Here is a 15,791-nt window from a genome sequence, read left to right on the forward strand (position 1 = left end):
AAGATGTTAAAAAAAATAACTACCATAATAATATCATTAATTTTATGTACTTCATTACTAGTTGGATGTAGTCAAAAAAGTCTTGATAATACTAAGAAAATAGGCCTTATAGTATCTACTTTAAACAATCCTTTCTTCGTAGATTTAAAATCTGGTATAGAAAGTGAAGCAAAAAAATTAGGATACGATGTAGTTGTACTAGACTCTCAAAATGATCCTGCCAAAGAAGTTTCTAACATGGAAGATATATCTGTTAAAAACGTAGATGTAGTTTTATTAAATCCTGTTGATTCAGATTCTGCTATAGCCTCAGTTATGGTAGCAAATAACTTAGATCTACCTGTAATTACAGTAGATAGAGTTTCTAATGGTGGAAAAGTTGTCTCTCACGTTGCCTCTGACAATGTGGAAGGTGGAAAAATGGCTGCCAAGTATTTAATTGAAAAATTAGACAATAATGGAAACATAGTTGAACTTGAAGGTATTGCCGGCTCTTCTGCAACTCGTGATAGAGGGGACGGATTTGACAATGAAGTAAAAAACAGTAATTTACAAATAATAACTAAACAAAGTGCTGATTTCGATAGAACTAAAAGCCTTTCTGTAATGGAAAACATAATTCAATCAAAGGGTAATATTGATGCTGTATTTGCTCAAAATGATGAAATGGCTCTTGGTGCTTTAAAAGCTTTACAAGATGCCAATATGAAGGATGTTTTAGTTGTTGGATTTGATGCTACAGATGATGCTGTAATATCTGTTCAGAAAGGTGATATGGCTGCAACCATAGCTCAACAACCCAAATTAATTGGAGAGACTGCTGTAAACTTATCACACAGATTTTTATCTGGTAAGAAGGTTGAAAGCTTTGCTCCTGTAAAATTAAAATTAATAAAGAAAAAATAATAAAAGGTCAACATATAAAATATATGTTGACCTTTTATTATTTTTCAAGTTCAAAAATTTGCTTATCTTCTAATTTTATCCATCCATATCTTCCTGCTTCATTTACCACTTTTATACATTGATTATTATTATAATTATAAAGTGATACTAAATTAATTTTATCACCTCTTGAAAGATTATATGCCTTTACATTACCAACATTTGTTTCATATACTATGGTTTCATCTTTTACCACATATTTATTTTCTTTACTAATACCTACAACTTCAGCTTCTTTTTTATCTATATCAGTAAAATCGCAATCAAGTTTTCTTTTATAAATATAATTTATACAAATTGATTCACCACCAATAACTTTACTATAATGATTAAAATTAATTGAATCATCTGTAGTTCCATAAGTAATTTTCATTGTTCCATTTTTATCATCATTATTTATAACTCTTCCATTCATTGTAGAATTATAACTTTTATTTTCATCACGATATGTAAATATACTTATTTTGCTGTTTTCGATTTTATTACCTAAAATCACATATATTTCTTTCTTATTGTCAATCTTGTTGAAATCATAAATATGTACACTTATATTATTTTTATCTTTAAATTTTTCTTTTAATTTATTATTTATATATAAGTTCACAATAAAACCATCTTTTTCATCTTTATATGACTCTAACTTTATTTTTTCACGTTCCCCATCACCATTTAAATCAAAAAAATATGCTTCGTCATAATTCAACTGATTTTGTGATAAATTCATTTGAAAAAAAATTTCATCTATTTTATCATAATTAAAAAATATCACTACTGCAAAAACAATTAACACTACTATCTTTTTCATCTATACCCCCTACACACTTCGGCAACTGTTTATAAACAATTGTACACTAAAAATATATTTTATAGGCCACATATATTTTTTTTTATATATCATTGAATTTATTCTTTTTATAATTTTTAAATTTTATCATTAGCATTAATAAATATAAATTGATAGAATTTTACTAACTAAATTTTCATATTTTTTTAAATATTATACATGATGTAATGATGAGGAATATTAATGAACATAAAGGATACCGAATTAATAAATTAAAGTTTTAAAATAAGAACATATTCATAAAATTTTCGGATATTCTAGTGGATATGATATCAATATTTTTTATGCTATTTACAACCAAGATGATATTGAATTGATTCATGCTGCTAAAGGATATGCTCGCTATACTGGAAAAGTTGGTGTTTGTTTAGTTACTGGTATTGTAAAATGCCCATTATGATAATGTTCCATTAGTTTGTTTTACTGGTCAAGTTCCAACTTGTGTCATAGTAAACGATATGTTTCAGGAAGTTGATATTGTAGGTATAACTCGTGGAATTTGCCTAGCAATTTATTAAAAAATTTAGGTGATGATATTTATCATGCTTCTCATCCTCTTTATATAGGAAGTGTAGTTATACATAGGTTCAAAGCGGAAAATTTCTTAAAGATATGATAATTAATGAAAGCTAGAAAGGATAAATATTATTATAAAAAAAATGAGTTGCTCTTTATGTGGAAAATTCCCTAGAGTTTTTGCCAAAATTGCAGACCTATTTTCAACTAAATTGTATAATCTAAATTCTTTAACTGTAGGACCAACAGAAGATATCACTATGTCTCGTATGACCATAAGTGTACTATGCGATGATGCTACATTTGAGCAAATAAAAAAACAATTAAATAGATTTATAGAAATAATAATATTATTTTCAAACAAATAAATCCCCTTATAATACGATATAAATATCATATTATAAGGGGATTTATATTAAGCAACTACTTCAGATACGTTATCTTTTGTTTCTTCTAGTACGCCTAATTTTTTCGCAACTAGTTTAGTAGTACTTGCTTGTACTATTAAAGTTACAAGTATAGTCATAAATACTACCGAAGATATTATTTCATAACCTGGTACTTTCATAGCCACTATTATTCCTGATACTGCAGCTGGTATAACCCCAGTTTCTCTAACCCACATCATAAATAATTTATCTTTAAATGTCCACTGTGCTTTTCTATCAAATATAGTAGATACTAACACCACTAAAGGTCTTCCTACAAACATTAAAACTAATACTGTTATTAATGATGGTAACCAATATTGAGCTAATGCTGATATATTTACTTGAGTCCCCAGTAAAACAAATATCGACATACGACATATTGTAGCTATACTTTCTGTGAAATGTACTGTTGGTTGATAATCCGCTTCTTCTAACCAAATTCCGAACATTTTTTTATTTCCTGAAATCAACCCTGCCATAAATACTGCCATATATCCACTGCCATGGAACATTGTAGCTAACTCATAAGCAAGAGTAACTGTTAACATCGACATAATTGGAGCATAAGAATGAAATACTCCTACTCTTTTATCTGAAACTAATATTATTAATAAATATCCTACTAATATTCCTACACCTATTCCTACTGCTGCTGAAATAAGTAATTCCTTAATACTATCTATTGCTGAGAACTGACCACTCATAACTATACCCAATAATGCAGAAGATAATATAGCGCCCACTGCATCATTAAAAGCAGACTCACTTACAACTGTTTGTTTTATCTTATCCTTTATTCTAACTTGTTTAAATACAGGTATAAGAGCTGCTGGGTCTGTTGAAGCTATAACCGCACCTAAAAGAAAAGCTGTCATAATAGGTAAATTAAATATCTTTGCTGCCACAACACCTACTACAACTGCAGATATTACAACACCTACTGTTGATAACATTCCTACACTTACTTTTACCTTATTTAGTACTTTTAAATTAATTTCCTTACCACCTTCATATAATATAAATGCTGATCCAAAAGTAAGTATTAAATTATTTTCTACTGGAAAAGCCCCGATACTTAAAATATTTAAAAAGGCTGGTCCTATTATTATACCTGATATTAAATATAGTATTACATCTGGAATTTTTAATATTTCACTTACTCTTCCCAGAGCAATACCAGTAATTATTATCATCGAAAATATTAACAATAAATTATTGGTAGCAATTGCTTCTATGCTTCCTTCCATACTATTCATCTCCACTCTATCAATTTTGTTTTTAATCCAATAATTATCCATTATATACCCCTAATTATCATAAGTCAATGCTAGTGAACGTTGTCAAAATATAAAATTTTATTAACATTTTTTGAGTTTTCTGGAAATTTTATGATTGATTTAATTTTCACAGAATTTCACTTAATTATTAATATATTTTTCTTTTTTTCAAATTAAAAAAGCTATAAGATTTACTCTTATAGCTTATCTTTAACAGAATTATCTTCTGCCTTTGTTATTTTGTTGTTTTCTAGATTGTCTACATTCTGGACATCTAACTGGTTCGTTATCAAATCCTTTTTCTTTATAGAATTGTTGTTCTCCTTCTGTGAATAAGAATTCAGCTTTACAATCTTTACATATTATTTTTTTATCCATTATATTAATCCTCCTATAAAGACTATATAGCAATAATTTGTCTTTATAGGAAAAAATTATTATCTAAATTAATCTTTATTTATTCTTATTCTAAGAATAACATATTATCTCAATAAATACAAGTATTTCATATATTTTAAAGTGTTTTTATTTTCCTAATAAAAGTAATATTATTACTGTTTAAATACTCAAAGTAACCTTAACTTACTTGTCATCATAAAATATAATAAGTAGTTTAATATAAGGGGGCAAAATATGAGTATAGATCATCAAGAGCCAATTATACAAATAGGGCCAGTTCCTATATCACCACCTTTAATAAGCCCAAGACCTAGTCCACCTATTTTACCATTTTCGACTGAAACAGATCCTGGATCAGCCATATCTCCAGGCCTAGATATTTCTAAGGTGAAAATGAAATCACTGTTTTCAAATGCATTTATAATAGTAGGATATAATGACGTTTTATATGCCGTTGCTACTATTACTCAACAAGGTGAAACTTTCAAAATAATTCCTATTAATAACTATCAGGTGAAACTTAGAATTGTTGGGGGACAGTTTGTAAGAATCGATTATAATGGTGCATTAGTTGCTGATGTTAATAAAAATAATGCTACTATTTTTAATATTTTACGAACTGGCTATATGGAATTTAGTTTAATGGCACCGCAAGGAAAGTACGTTAATGTAAAACAAAGGGATAATATGTTAATTGCTAAATCAGAATATACTGGACCTAAAATAAAGTTTAAATTTAAAAATGCTAATTAAATAAAAGGGAAGTGTAATAGGTCACACTTCCCTTTTTCTTTATTTATCTATTGCTTTTTATTTCCTTTTTAATTTTCTTTAAAGCTTTTTTAGATCCTCTTTCTATATCCCTATCTAGCTTTCTTTTTTCAAAGCTTATAAACAAACTATTTAAATCATAATCTTCAGGATATAAGTCTTTAGCTTTGAGTTGTAATTTTAGCCTTCTAGCATTCATCTTTATAAATTCATCTTTATATAAAACTTCCACGTTGTTAAACTTGTCAATTGGCTTATACACTATACCAAAATCATTAAAATCTAATAGTTCTACCTTATCTCCCATTTCAAAATTTGGAAATTCTATCAAAACTAAATTTTCCTTTTCAACAACTTTATTTAAGATTTTATTTTCTTTTACTAAAGTGAAATCATAATTTTTATTGTCCATATAAATTTTTGCCTTTTGTAAAACTTTATCTTTTATTCCCATTTTTTTAGAAATAAATAGTGCATTGCTATCTTCTGACTTACCAATAACAAGCTTGTACAATGGCTCTAATGTTTCCTTATTAAACATCATTCCTGCATTTTCAAAATGAGGATGCTTATTAGCAAAATGTTTAATTTCTTCATAATGAGTTGATGCTACCATGATACATCCCATTTGATAAAACTCTTCAAGAAGTGCAATAGCTAAACTTGCTCCTTCATTTGGATCGGTTCCAGAACCTATTTCATCAAATAGTATCAAAGTATTTTTATTAGCCTCTCTCATAACCTCCGCTATATTTTTTATATGGGCAGAAAAAGTACTAAGTGCATTTTCAATACTTTGATTGTCTCCTATATCAACAAAAACTTTTTCAAACACACTAATTTCAGTATTTTCCATAGTCGGTATATCGAAACCACATTGTGTCATTAAGGTTAAAATACCTACAGTTTTCAAAGTGATAGTTTTTCCACCTGCATTAGGTCCTGTTATAATTAAACTTCTATATTTATCACCTATTTCAAAATCCAAAGGCACTACATTGCCTTTTAGGAGAGGATGCCTTCCTTTAATAATCTTAGTATATCCATGATTATTTATCTTTGGTGTAATGCATTTATTATTTTGACTAAATTTAGCCTTAGCAAATACCATATCATAATGAGATACTATTTCCATATTCAACTTAATCTCTCTAATTTTGTTATAAATCAATTCTGTAAGATATGATAAAATCTTATATTCTTCTATAGATTCTTCACTTTTTAATGTAATTAACTCTAAAGAATATTTGCTTATGGATGCTGGCTCTATAAACACTGTTGAGCCCTTTGAAGAAGTATCTAAAACTGCTCCATCAACTTCATTTTTAAAAGATGATTTAATAGGTACTACAAATCTATCATCTCTTTTACTTATAATAAATTCTTGTATATACTTTTTATTAGTAGAAGATGTTAAAAATTTATTTAACTTTTCCTTTATTCTACCTTCGCATATATCTATGCTTCGTCTAATTTTCTTCAATTCTTTACTAGCTTCACTCGAAATTTTATTATTTTTAATTGAAAATTTAATTTCTTCTTCTATGCTTTCGCATTCTGTTATATTTAATGCATAAGAACTTAATGTAGGTGAATAAAATTCCTTATCCAACATAAATAATTTTATCTTTCTGCATCCTCTTAAGAAATCTTCACAAGAAATAAGTTCTGAAACATCTAAAATCATTCCCTTCTCTACTTTATCTATTACAGGGTATATATTAAACAATCCTTCTAATGGTACATGATTACTACTTTCCAATACTTTTCTTGCTTCTTTATTTTCCTCTAGCTTCTTTTTTACAACATAATAATTTCCACTAGGTTCTAATTTATCTATAAGACTTCTTCCAAGTGAACTTACGCAGTATACTTTTACTAATTCCTTAATTTCATTTAATTGTAATTTTTCAAATGTATCTAAATTCATCTTAATCTCCTTTATTTATATATCAATCTTATATTAAAAGACTTCTTTATAAATAAGGATAGTATTTTGTGGTTACCCCTTATTTATAAAGAAGTTTTCCCACAATGCTCTTATTATTTTTCAAAAACAACTCTCCTTTTAATTTTTATTTACAATATTATATTATCATAAAAATAAAAAAAAGTGTAGATTTTGAACTATATACAAAATCTACACTTTTCTATTCACTCTGCATTAATAAGTCTTAATTTTAACAAAAATCAAATAAGCAATTTTCATCAAACTTTACAAAAACTTTATCTCCAGCTTTTAATGGCTCTATATTTTTATTAATTTCTAATTGTATTGCATTATAGTTTTCATTTTCTAAATTCTGTACATAGACTATATATGTAAACGAACTTTCAAAAACTTTTACTATGGAAAGTTCAAACAAATTCTCTCTACTAAATTGAAGGTTATTTTGAACTATTCTCATATGATGTGCTCTGATGCCAATATATTTTGCTTTGTCTATTACATCATGAGATAATTTACATTCTATTCCCCATTCCTTGGCAAATACCCTTTTTTCATCAATTATATCTATTTCAGAAATATTTTTACAACCTGTGATAATTGCTTCTGTCATTGAAATCGGATGTTTAAATAAATCTTTTTTAGATCTTTTATTTATAGCTAAGCCTTTGTTAAATACAACTATATCATCACATATACGATAAGATTCACTTATATCATGAGTAACATATACAATATGACCTTTAAAATCATTAATCATATCTATTAATTCATTTTCCATATTACTTTTCAAATGATAATCCAATGCAGAAAATGGTTCATCTAAAATAAGTATATCTGGATTGCAAGCCAAAGCCCTTGCAAATGCTATTCTTTGTTTTTGTCCACCTGATAACTGGTAAGGATACCTTTTTTCAAATCCTTCTAGCTTCATTTTATGAAGATATTCTTTTACTATTTTACTTTTTTCCTCTTTATTAAGATTTGCTAATCCTATTTCAATATTTTCTTTTACTGTCATATGAGGGAACAATGCATAATTTTGAAATAAATAACCTACTTTACGTTCTTGTGGAGGAATATTTATATTTTTTTCTGAATCAAAAAATACTCTTCCATTTAAAATTATCTTTCCTTTATCTGGCTTAACAATACCTGATATACATTTCAAGGTCATACTTTTTCCACAACCTGACTCTCCTAAAAAGCCTAAAACACCATTTTCTTGTTCTATATTAACTTTTAGAGAAAAGGAACCAAAGTCTTTTTCTATATCTACTATTAATGACATCATCTATCCCCTCTTCCCTACAATTTCTTGTTGCTTGTCAGACCATTTATTTAATATAAGTATCATTACTACTGAAATAGCTACAATAGTCATTACCCAAAACAGGGCTCCTTTATAGTCCATAGCTTGAACTTCAAAGAATATGGCTAAAGGCATTGTTTGAGTTTTCCCTGGAATATTTCCTGCAATCATAAGTGTAGCTCCAAATTCCCCTAGTGCCCTTGCAAATGATAATACTAGTCCGCCTATTATTCCTGGCCAAGCAAGTGGTATTGCAATTTTATAAAAAATATTCCAATTACTAAGGCCTAATGTCTTAGCTGCTGAAATTAAATTAATATCAATTTGCTCAAAAGCTGATCTTGCACTTCTATACATCATTGGAAAAGCAACAACTGTTGCTGCAATAACAGTAGCACTCCAGGTAAAAATTATACTTTTATCCATAAGTTCCAGTAATTTTCCCACAGGTCCATTTTTGCCAAACAAAAGAAGCAAAAAGAAACCTAATACTGTTGGAGGAAGTACAAGGGGTAAAGTAAATAAACTATCAATTAAACCTTTCCATTTTCCTTGATAATTGGCTACTAAATAAGCACTTCCTATGCCTATAAAAAATGTTATGAATGTTGCTAATAAAGATGTCCTTATTGATATCCAAAGTGGTGTTAATCCTGCATTCATTATACTTCCTCCAGTTCTATAATCTAATTAGCTTTTTTAAATCCGTATTTTTCAAGAATAGTTTGTCCATCATCACTTAATAAGAAATTCTCAAATGATTTAGCTTTGTCTTGTTTTTTACTTTCTTTCATTACAGCAACTGGATAATTTATAGGTGAATGAGTGTCTTTGTCTGTAGTTAAAACAATTTCTACTTTATCAGCACCTACAGTATCACTCAAATAAACAAATCCAACATCAGCATTTCCTTGTTGTACCCAAGATAAAACTTCTTTTACATCTTTAGCTAGAACAAGCTTGTTTTCTACCTTATTATATAGCTTTGTATTATCTAAAACTTCTTTAGCATATTTACCAGCTGGAACTGATTCTGGATCTCCTATAGCTATATGTTTTACACCATCAGACACTATGCTATCTAAATCTTTAACTGTTTTTCCTTTAGCCGAAACTAATACCAAATCATTCGTTAATAAGGTTTTATTTGTTCCATCTAGTAATAAATCCTTCTCTTCTAATGCTTTCATTTGTTTTTCACCTGCTGATATAAACACATCACAAGCAGCGCCTTGTTCTATTTGTTGTTGTAAGGTTCCAGAAGATCCTAAATTAACTTCTAGTTTTACATCTGGCTCTACTTCTTTAAATTTTGTTTCTAATTCAGTCATGGCCTCTTGTAGAGACGCTGCTGCAGATATATTTAAAGTTACTGTCTCTTTACTTGTTGTATCATCTTCCTTGCTTTTGTCTTCACTCTTGCTAGAACATCCAATTACTCCTAATGTTAAACCTAAAACTAGACCTATTATTCCTAATTTTTTTAATACTTTCATAAACATCCCCCTATATTGTGTTTTATTATGTTTCGTAACATTATGTCATGTTTTATAATTTATATTGTATATATTTGATACTTTTATATCAACAAGTTTATACATTTTTTAGAATATTTAGTAAAAAAAATATTTTATGTTACAATATTTCTAGGGAGGTGTTTGTTATGAATTCATCATTAAATGCAATGGAAGTTGCTCAAATGTTAAACATTACAAAAAATACAGTCTATGAAATGATAAAGAGAGGAGAGCTTCCCTCTTATAAGATTGGTAGAAAAATAAGAATAGATAAAAGTGATGTGGAAAATTATATAAATAGCCAAAAAAATACATTTACAAGTAATTCCATGTTATCATTTGAACCTACTATTAATATGAAACCTTCTTCTATAAAAAGTGGAGAAATTATAATTTCTGGTCAAGATATTATTTTAGATATATTATGTAGAATGATAGAAGTTAAAATAAAAAATATAAGAACATATCGTTCTAATATAGGTAGCTATAATGGATTGTACGATATGTACAATAATAAAGTTTCCATATCTTCTTGTCATCTTTGGGATAGTGAAACAAATACATATAATACTAATTTTGTAAAAAAATTATTACCAGGTGTACCTTGTATTTTAATTAATATTGCTTATAGAACACAAGGATTTTATGTTAAAAAAGGTAATCCTAAAAATATAAGAGATTGGAATGATTTAAGTAGAAGTGACATTACTATGATTAATAGAGAAAAAGGCTCTGGAGTTAGAGTTTTACTTGATGGTAAACTACATTCATTTAATATATCTAATAATATAAATGGATATGAAAATGAAGAAACATCTCATCTTAGCGTAGCTAGTTATGTTGCTAGAGGTGGAGCTGATGTGGGAATTGGTAATGAAAAAGTTTCTAAACAAGTGGATAATATTGAATTTATTCCTCTTCAAAAAGAACGTTATGACTTAGTAATAAAAAAATCCGATTTAGACAATCCTATTTATAAATCTATTATTAATATTCTATCTTCTAAAGAATTCAAAGATGAACTTGAAGGGCTTGGAGGATATGATTTAAAAGATACTGGTAAAATAGTTGGGCAAACATAAAATTTAAAATAAGAACATAGATGAGTAACTAATCTTACTTTAAGCTAAAAAATAATGCTCCCCCTAAAGGAGCATTATTTTTATGGTTCAATTAACCCGTATTTTACCTTTATTCTATCAAGTTTTTCTATCATAGGTTTACTAAGTATGAACAGGAAAAATATTGTTGATATGGCATGAACCATATTAAATGGTATACCACTTATATATACTGATATAGCTCCTGCTTTTGTTATGTTTTTTTCTGAAAACATAAATATAGATGCAGTATCTAATAAAAAGCCATATATTAAAAAAGTGGAAATACCTCCATATAAACATAAAGATAGTTTTTTCTTTTTCAACATTCCTTTTTTAAATAATACTCCTGCTATAAATCCTATTATACCAAAACCAAACATCTGCCATGGAGTCCAAGGACCTTGTCCAAAAAAGAAATTAGAAACAATCCCAGATACAGCACCTACTAAAAAACCAGCTTCTCCTCCAAAACAAACACCTGCTATTATTACTATAGCTGCAACGGGTTTAAACTGAGGAAGCATGAAAAAGGCACCTCTTCCAGCTACTGCTATAGCTGCTAACACTGATATTACAACAAGTTCCCTGGCCTGCGGATCCCTATCTTCAAATACCATAAAAAATGGTATCATAGTTTCTACAACTATAACAAGACTGGTTGCATAATAATTTTCTCTTTGATTTCCATGAAAAACAGCTAAATATATAGTAAATGGTATAGCAAGTAATATTATAAATAGGGCTACAAAAGTTCTTTTACTTAATTTATAATCTTTTGCTAAAGTCCTTTTTGAAACTCTATTTCTAGCAAAATAATAACGTCTACTTCTTTTTTTTCTTTTCTCTTTTTTTTCTTCTTTTATATATATTTTCTTCTTTTTTTCTTCTATAAAATTAATATTCTCACATAGATTATCTACTAAGCTAATGTTTGTAGCATTGCTTCCTTGTTCCCATTGCATAAAGTTATCACATCCTCACATGTTACAGCATTTTCAAATACCTGCCTACTCATTCTATTTGCTACAGTTGTGTAGAAACTATTTCCCGAGAAAAACTTATTTGGTGTATTACTAGTTACAATACTTCCATCAAAGAAAAGAGCACATCTATGAGCATAACTTGCACAAAATTCTATATCATGAGACACCATAACTACTGTTACTTTATTTTCTATTAATTTATTTATTATTTTAGCAAATTTAACTTTAAAATGAGCATCTAAGCCCTTTGTCGGCTCATCAAGTATTAATAGTTTAGGCTCTAAAAGCAATACTTTTGCCAAAGCTACTCTCTGCTGCTCTCCACCGCTTAAGTCATATGGATGGTGATTTAATAAATCTTCTATTTCAACTAATTCAGATATTTTTGCTATTTTACCTATTTTTTCCTTTTTGCTAATTCCCAGCTTCGGAAACATTTCATATAAATCTTTTTCTACTGTATTTTTCACAAATAAAGATTGAGGATCTTGAGGAAGAATAGCTATATTATTATTAAATAGCTCTTTATTTTTATATTCTTTTATATTTTTGTCAAAGAGTTCTACTTTACCTCTATAAGGTTTGTTTATCCCACATATTAATGAAACTGTTGTACTTTTTCCAGTACCATTTCCTCCTACTATACAGAAAAACTCACCTTCTTTAACTTCAAAGTTTAAATCTTTTACAATGTCATTGCCATTTTTCTCATATTTAAACCAAACATCCTTCATTTTTATTGCTGCTTTATCTAAGTATATATTATTATTTTCTTTATCATCTTCTACTCTTGTATATGCCACTTCTTCATTTACAAATAATTCATTAATAAAATATCGTCCCTCTTTTACAGTAATTGGTGTTTCATTTATATTTAGAGAAGAAGCTATTTTTATAGGAGATGGCATTGCCTCAAACATATCCGGAATTAATTTCTTTACCTTTTTACCCACATTCTTTGGATTATCATCAATAATTACTTCTCCTTCATCCATAAGTATTATTCTATCAGCCATATTAAAAACTTCTTCTAAATCATGTTCTACAATTACTATTGTAATTCCCAATTCTTCATTAATTTTTTTTATGGTCTTTAAAAAATCACTAGCTGTTATAGGATCTAGTTGACTAGTTGGTTCATCCAAAATTAATACAGATGGTTGCATTGCCATAATTGAAGCCAAATTTAATAATTGCTTCTGTCCACCTGATAACTCGGTTACATTTTTTCTAAACCAAGTTTGTATACCAAAGAAATTGGCCATTTCAGCTACTCTAAGTCGAATAGTATTGTTGTCATAACCTAAACTTTCAAGTCCAAACGCTAATTCATGCCATACTTTATCTGTTACTATTTGATTTTCAGGACTTTGCAATACATACCCTATCTGTGATGACTGAGTTCTATCATCAACTAAATCAAGTAATCTACCTTGAAAATATATATCACCTTCTCTTTTTCCATAAGGTGTAAGTACTGTTTTTAAATGTCTTATTAATGTACTTTTCCCACAGCCTGACTTCCCACAAATAACTACAAATTCGCCAGATTCAATAGTTAAATTTATATTTTTTAAAGCTAGTTTTTCCATATTAGGATAAGAAAAAGCTAATTGTTCAATTCTAAATGTCTCCATTTTATTTCCTCCTTAATATCAAGAATCACTGGGATAATACATAAAAGGAAATATGCAGTATAATCAATTATACTAAATATTGTAATAGGGACCATTTTTATGGCAGGAAAATAAATCATAGTATTTTCTCCCTTAGAATGACCTATTAAAATTATTATTGTGAAAAAGATCATTATAGTTATTACAATTTTATCCCTATCATCAAATCTATAATTTGAAAAACTAGTTCTTCCTTTAAGACCATATCCCCTTGATTTCATTGAATCAGCTGTTTCTATCCCATTTTCCAATGCCCAAGTCATCATTATGGATAAAATTTTCATTCCATTAAGAGCCTTAGTTATTATATTTCCGTTACTAACATCTCTTCCTATACATTTTTGTGAATTAGATATCACTTTAATTTGGGCCTTATATTTTGGTACAAATCTTAATACCATAGATATAATAAGTGATAATCCTGGTATTATTCGTCCAAATAGATATATAAATTTATCTGAACATACTACTGCATTATAGCAAGAAAACCAAAGAATCATTGATATAAACATAGTTGCTGCTGCTATCCCATAAACAATAGATTCTAGTGTTAATGGGTTTCCTGTACTAAAGTATCCAAGAATAGTTACTCCTGCATGACTAAAAGCTGGATTTATTACTGCACAAAATACTAAAAATGGTATCATATATACTATATTAAACTTTACAGCTTTTCCTCCATTCAAACAAATAGAGTAAATAAACGATGTAATAAAAGATATTCCTAAAAAAACAGGATGCATAAAAAACATGCTAAATAGTATTACTACTGTAAAGTAATACAAATTTACAATTGGATGATAAGATTTAAAAGAATTTATCATTTTTTATTTGCCATCCAGTCACATCCAACATCTTGTCCTAAATCACAAGTATATCTCCATTTTATCTTGTCACCATCTCTTAATTTATATCTACTACATCCGTAATTAGGGTACCATCCATTAACTTGATACATCCATCCACTTAATTCTCCTCCATCAAACTCATATAAGTTATGAATACCTTCTATATAATTACTGTTATAAATTGGAGTCATAGAGAATTCCATATGAATCTTATTAGCTTTTACTTCTCTTAATAAAACATCGAACACTGTTTCGTTTTTGTAAAACTTAACTTTTTTAGTTTTATATATAATTCCATCTGATGGAATCATATCTCCTTTTCCATTTTCTATTGCAACCTTTCTATTGGCTGGTTTTAATAAAGTCTTACAATCTATTGACAAAGTTACATATCCTGCCACTTTACTTTTGTCAACTTTATTTCCACCTTCATTCCATTCAAATGGTTTAGGTTTTCCAGCTGGAGTTGGATCTGTTAGATATTTATCCTTTCCATCTTCTCCTGGAGTTCCCTCTTCTACATTAATTCCCATTTGCTTTTTATATTCTAAACTTTGTTTTGCTTTGTCACCCTTACTATCATTACTACTTCCACCATTTGAACTATCTGAACCACTTCCATCAGTATCTGCATCTATTGCTGCTTGTTTTGGATCACTTCCTACAATATAAAATGCTCCTTCTCGATCTTGTACACTAAAGTTAATAGTTGTTTTATCTGATGAAAAATCTACAGTAGCTGTAGTTACTTTTTCTAACTTATCTGAGTTTAACTTATATATATCCGCTGCACTACATTTTAATTTACTATTAAATATAATTGATAAAGCTGTATTACTTTCTAAGCTTGAAGTTTCTTCAAAAGAAAATCCATAAACTATATCTGATTTAGATTTTTCTTTTACTGAATCTATATTTTCACTTACTGAATTAACTTTTAAGTTTATATCTTTAGGCTCTTTAATATCACTAGCTAGAAACATCCATTCATAAGAAAAATCTTTATTATTACCTTCAAGTAAAGCCATCTCTCCACTATCTTTTATTTTTTCAAATGTTTCTGCAGTAACTATTCCATTGTCCGGTATTTTGCTATTATCTCCAGAAGCGCCACTTCCTTCACCACCACTAACTACATTACATCCTGTAAGAGCAAAAACCATAATCAAAAACAATGATATTATTATTTTTTTTATCTGCTTCATTTTTCTCATCCCCCTC

Annotated in this window: 15 protein-coding genes; 4 read left to right on the forward strand and 11 right to left on the reverse strand. The window is 28.2% G+C overall.

Translation table 11 applies throughout. From position 1 onward, the window contains the following. Positions 1-3 precede the first annotated feature (3 nt). Positions 4-906, forward strand: coding sequence for a ribose ABC transporter substrate-binding protein RbsB (gene rbsB, locus TEGL_RS15325; RefSeq protein WP_018589955.1), 903 nt, complete (start codon positions 4-6; stop codon positions 904-906). 37 nt (positions 907-943) lie between these two features. Here the strand turns inward: rbsB and TEGL_RS15330 are convergent, their stop codons facing one another. Beyond that, the gene (locus TEGL_RS15330; RefSeq protein WP_018589956.1) at positions 944-1,750 is read right to left on the reverse strand and encodes a hypothetical protein; all 807 of its coding nucleotides are present in this window, start codon (positions 1,748-1,750) and stop codon (positions 944-946) included. Between the two features lie 698 nt (positions 1,751-2,448). On the opposite strand from TEGL_RS15330, the gene ilvN reads away from it, so the two are divergent. Continuing rightward, complete coding sequence (ilvN, locus tag TEGL_RS15335) at positions 2,449-2,673, forward strand: acetolactate synthase small subunit (protein ID WP_026255039.1); 225 nt, start codon at positions 2,449-2,451, stop codon at positions 2,671-2,673. A 47-nt stretch (positions 2,674-2,720) separates the two neighbouring features. Here ilvN and TEGL_RS15340 read toward each other — a convergent pair whose 3' ends face one another. Both TEGL_RS15340 and TEGL_RS15345 read right to left on the reverse strand, forming a co-directional pair. Further along, positions 2,721-3,983, reverse strand: a complete 1,263-nt coding sequence (locus tag TEGL_RS15340; protein ID WP_026255040.1) for a cation:proton antiporter — start codon at positions 3,981-3,983, stop codon at positions 2,721-2,723. A 249-nt stretch (positions 3,984-4,232) separates the two neighbouring features. After that, positions 4,233-4,391: a zinc-ribbon domain-containing protein gene (locus tag TEGL_RS15345; protein WP_018589958.1), complete on the reverse strand. Its 159-nt coding sequence runs from the start codon at positions 4,389-4,391 to the stop codon at positions 4,233-4,235. A gap of 255 nt (positions 4,392-4,646) precedes the next feature. Between TEGL_RS15345 and TEGL_RS15350 the strand changes: the two genes are divergently transcribed. Continuing rightward, on the forward strand, positions 4,647-5,165 hold the full coding sequence (locus TEGL_RS15350; RefSeq protein ID WP_018589959.1) for a fascin domain-containing protein: 519 nt from the start codon (positions 4,647-4,649) through the stop codon (positions 5,163-5,165). Between the two features lie 43 nt (positions 5,166-5,208). Here TEGL_RS15350 and TEGL_RS15355 read toward each other — a convergent pair whose 3' ends face one another. From TEGL_RS15355 to modA, 4 genes are all read right to left on the reverse strand, one after another. Then, the gene (locus TEGL_RS15355) at positions 5,209-7,113 is read right to left on the reverse strand and encodes an endonuclease MutS2 (RefSeq protein ID WP_018589960.1); all 1,905 of its coding nucleotides are present in this window, start codon (positions 7,111-7,113) and stop codon (positions 5,209-5,211) included. A gap of 250 nt (positions 7,114-7,363) precedes the next feature. Then, on the reverse strand, positions 7,364-8,422 hold the full coding sequence (locus tag TEGL_RS15360) for a sulfate/molybdate ABC transporter ATP-binding protein (protein ID WP_026255042.1): 1,059 nt from the start codon (positions 8,420-8,422) through the stop codon (positions 7,364-7,366). Between the two features lie 3 nt (positions 8,423-8,425). Beyond that, positions 8,426-9,106, reverse strand: a complete 681-nt coding sequence (modB, locus tag TEGL_RS15365) for a molybdate ABC transporter permease subunit (RefSeq protein ID WP_018589962.1) — start codon at positions 9,104-9,106, stop codon at positions 8,426-8,428. 23 nt (positions 9,107-9,129) lie between these two features. Then, the gene (gene modA / locus TEGL_RS15370; protein WP_018589963.1) at positions 9,130-9,939 is read right to left on the reverse strand and encodes a molybdate ABC transporter substrate-binding protein; all 810 of its coding nucleotides are present in this window, start codon (positions 9,937-9,939) and stop codon (positions 9,130-9,132) included. 167 nt (positions 9,940-10,106) lie between these two features. On the opposite strand from modA, the gene TEGL_RS15375 reads away from it, so the two are divergent. After that, positions 10,107-11,042, forward strand: coding sequence for a substrate-binding domain-containing protein (locus TEGL_RS15375; RefSeq protein WP_018589964.1), 936 nt, complete (start codon positions 10,107-10,109; stop codon positions 11,040-11,042). 80 nt (positions 11,043-11,122) lie between these two features. On the opposite strand, the gene TEGL_RS15380 is transcribed toward TEGL_RS15375, so the two are convergent. The 4 genes from TEGL_RS15380 to TEGL_RS15395 are packed head-to-tail and all read right to left on the reverse strand — an operon-like array spanning position 11,123 to position 15,775. Further along, entirely contained in the window at positions 11,123-12,025 is a 903-nt protein-coding gene (locus tag TEGL_RS15380) for an ECF transporter S component (protein WP_018589965.1), read from the reverse strand. Next, complete coding sequence (locus TEGL_RS15385; RefSeq protein WP_018589966.1) at positions 11,983-13,683, reverse strand: ABC transporter ATP-binding protein; 1,701 nt, start codon at positions 13,681-13,683, stop codon at positions 11,983-11,985. Before TEGL_RS15385 ends, TEGL_RS15380 begins: the two co-directional genes overlap by 43 nt. Next, a complete protein-coding gene (locus tag TEGL_RS15390; protein WP_018589967.1) occupies positions 13,656-14,546 on the reverse strand; it encodes an energy-coupling factor transporter transmembrane component T in 891 nt (296 codons plus the stop codon). Before TEGL_RS15390 ends, TEGL_RS15385 begins: the two co-directional genes overlap by 28 nt. Beyond that, entirely contained in the window at positions 14,543-15,775 is a 1,233-nt protein-coding gene (locus TEGL_RS15395) for a DUF4430 domain-containing protein (RefSeq protein WP_018589968.1), read from the reverse strand. Before TEGL_RS15395 ends, TEGL_RS15390 begins: the two co-directional genes overlap by 4 nt. Positions 15,776-15,791: the final 16 nt, after the last annotated feature.

This window comes from Terrisporobacter glycolicus ATCC 14880 = DSM 1288 (assembly GCF_036812735.1).
In the GTDB taxonomy this organism is placed as follows: Bacteria; Bacillota; Clostridia; order Peptostreptococcales; family Peptostreptococcaceae; genus Terrisporobacter; species Terrisporobacter glycolicus.

Bases quoted from the DNA above. Each gene is read 5' to 3' on its own strand.
- TEGL_RS15340 (WP_026255040.1), bottom strand. From the start codon at position 3,983: ATGGAAGGAAGCATAGAAGCAATTGCTACCAATAATTTATTGTTAATA.
- modB (WP_018589962.1), bottom strand. From the start codon at position 9,106: ATGAATGCAGGATTAACACCACTTTGGATATCAATAAGGACATCTTTA.
- ilvN (WP_026255039.1), top strand. From the start codon at position 2,449: ATGAGTTGCTCTTTATGTGGAAAATTCCCTAGAGTTTTTGCCAAAATT.
- modA (WP_018589963.1), bottom strand. From the start codon at position 9,939: ATGAAAGTATTAAAAAAATTAGGAATAATAGGTCTAGTTTTAGGTTTA.
- TEGL_RS15360 (WP_026255042.1), bottom strand. From the start codon at position 8,422: ATGTCATTAATAGTAGATATAGAAAAAGACTTTGGTTCCTTTTCTCTA.
- TEGL_RS15330 (WP_018589956.1), bottom strand. From the start codon at position 1,750: ATGAAAAAGATAGTAGTGTTAATTGTTTTTGCAGTAGTGATATTTTTT.
- TEGL_RS15380 (WP_018589965.1), bottom strand. From the start codon at position 12,025: ATGCAATGGGAACAAGGAAGCAATGCTACAAACATTAGCTTAGTAGAT.
- TEGL_RS15355 (WP_018589960.1), bottom strand. From the start codon at position 7,113: ATGAATTTAGATACATTTGAAAAATTACAATTAAATGAAATTAAGGAA.
- TEGL_RS15350 (WP_018589959.1), top strand. From the start codon at position 4,647: ATGAGTATAGATCATCAAGAGCCAATTATACAAATAGGGCCAGTTCCT.
- TEGL_RS15385 (WP_018589966.1), bottom strand. From the start codon at position 13,683: ATGGAGACATTTAGAATTGAACAATTAGCTTTTTCTTATCCTAATATG.
- TEGL_RS15395 (WP_018589968.1), bottom strand. From the start codon at position 15,775: ATGAAGCAGATAAAAAAAATAATAATATCATTGTTTTTGATTATGGTT.
- rbsB (WP_018589955.1), top strand. From the start codon at position 4: ATGTTAAAAAAAATAACTACCATAATAATATCATTAATTTTATGTACT.
- TEGL_RS15375 (WP_018589964.1), top strand. From the start codon at position 10,107: ATGAATTCATCATTAAATGCAATGGAAGTTGCTCAAATGTTAAACATT.
- TEGL_RS15390 (WP_018589967.1), bottom strand. From the start codon at position 14,546: ATGATAAATTCTTTTAAATCTTATCATCCAATTGTAAATTTGTATTAC.
- TEGL_RS15345 (WP_018589958.1), bottom strand. From the start codon at position 4,391: ATGGATAAAAAAATAATATGTAAAGATTGTAAAGCTGAATTCTTATTC.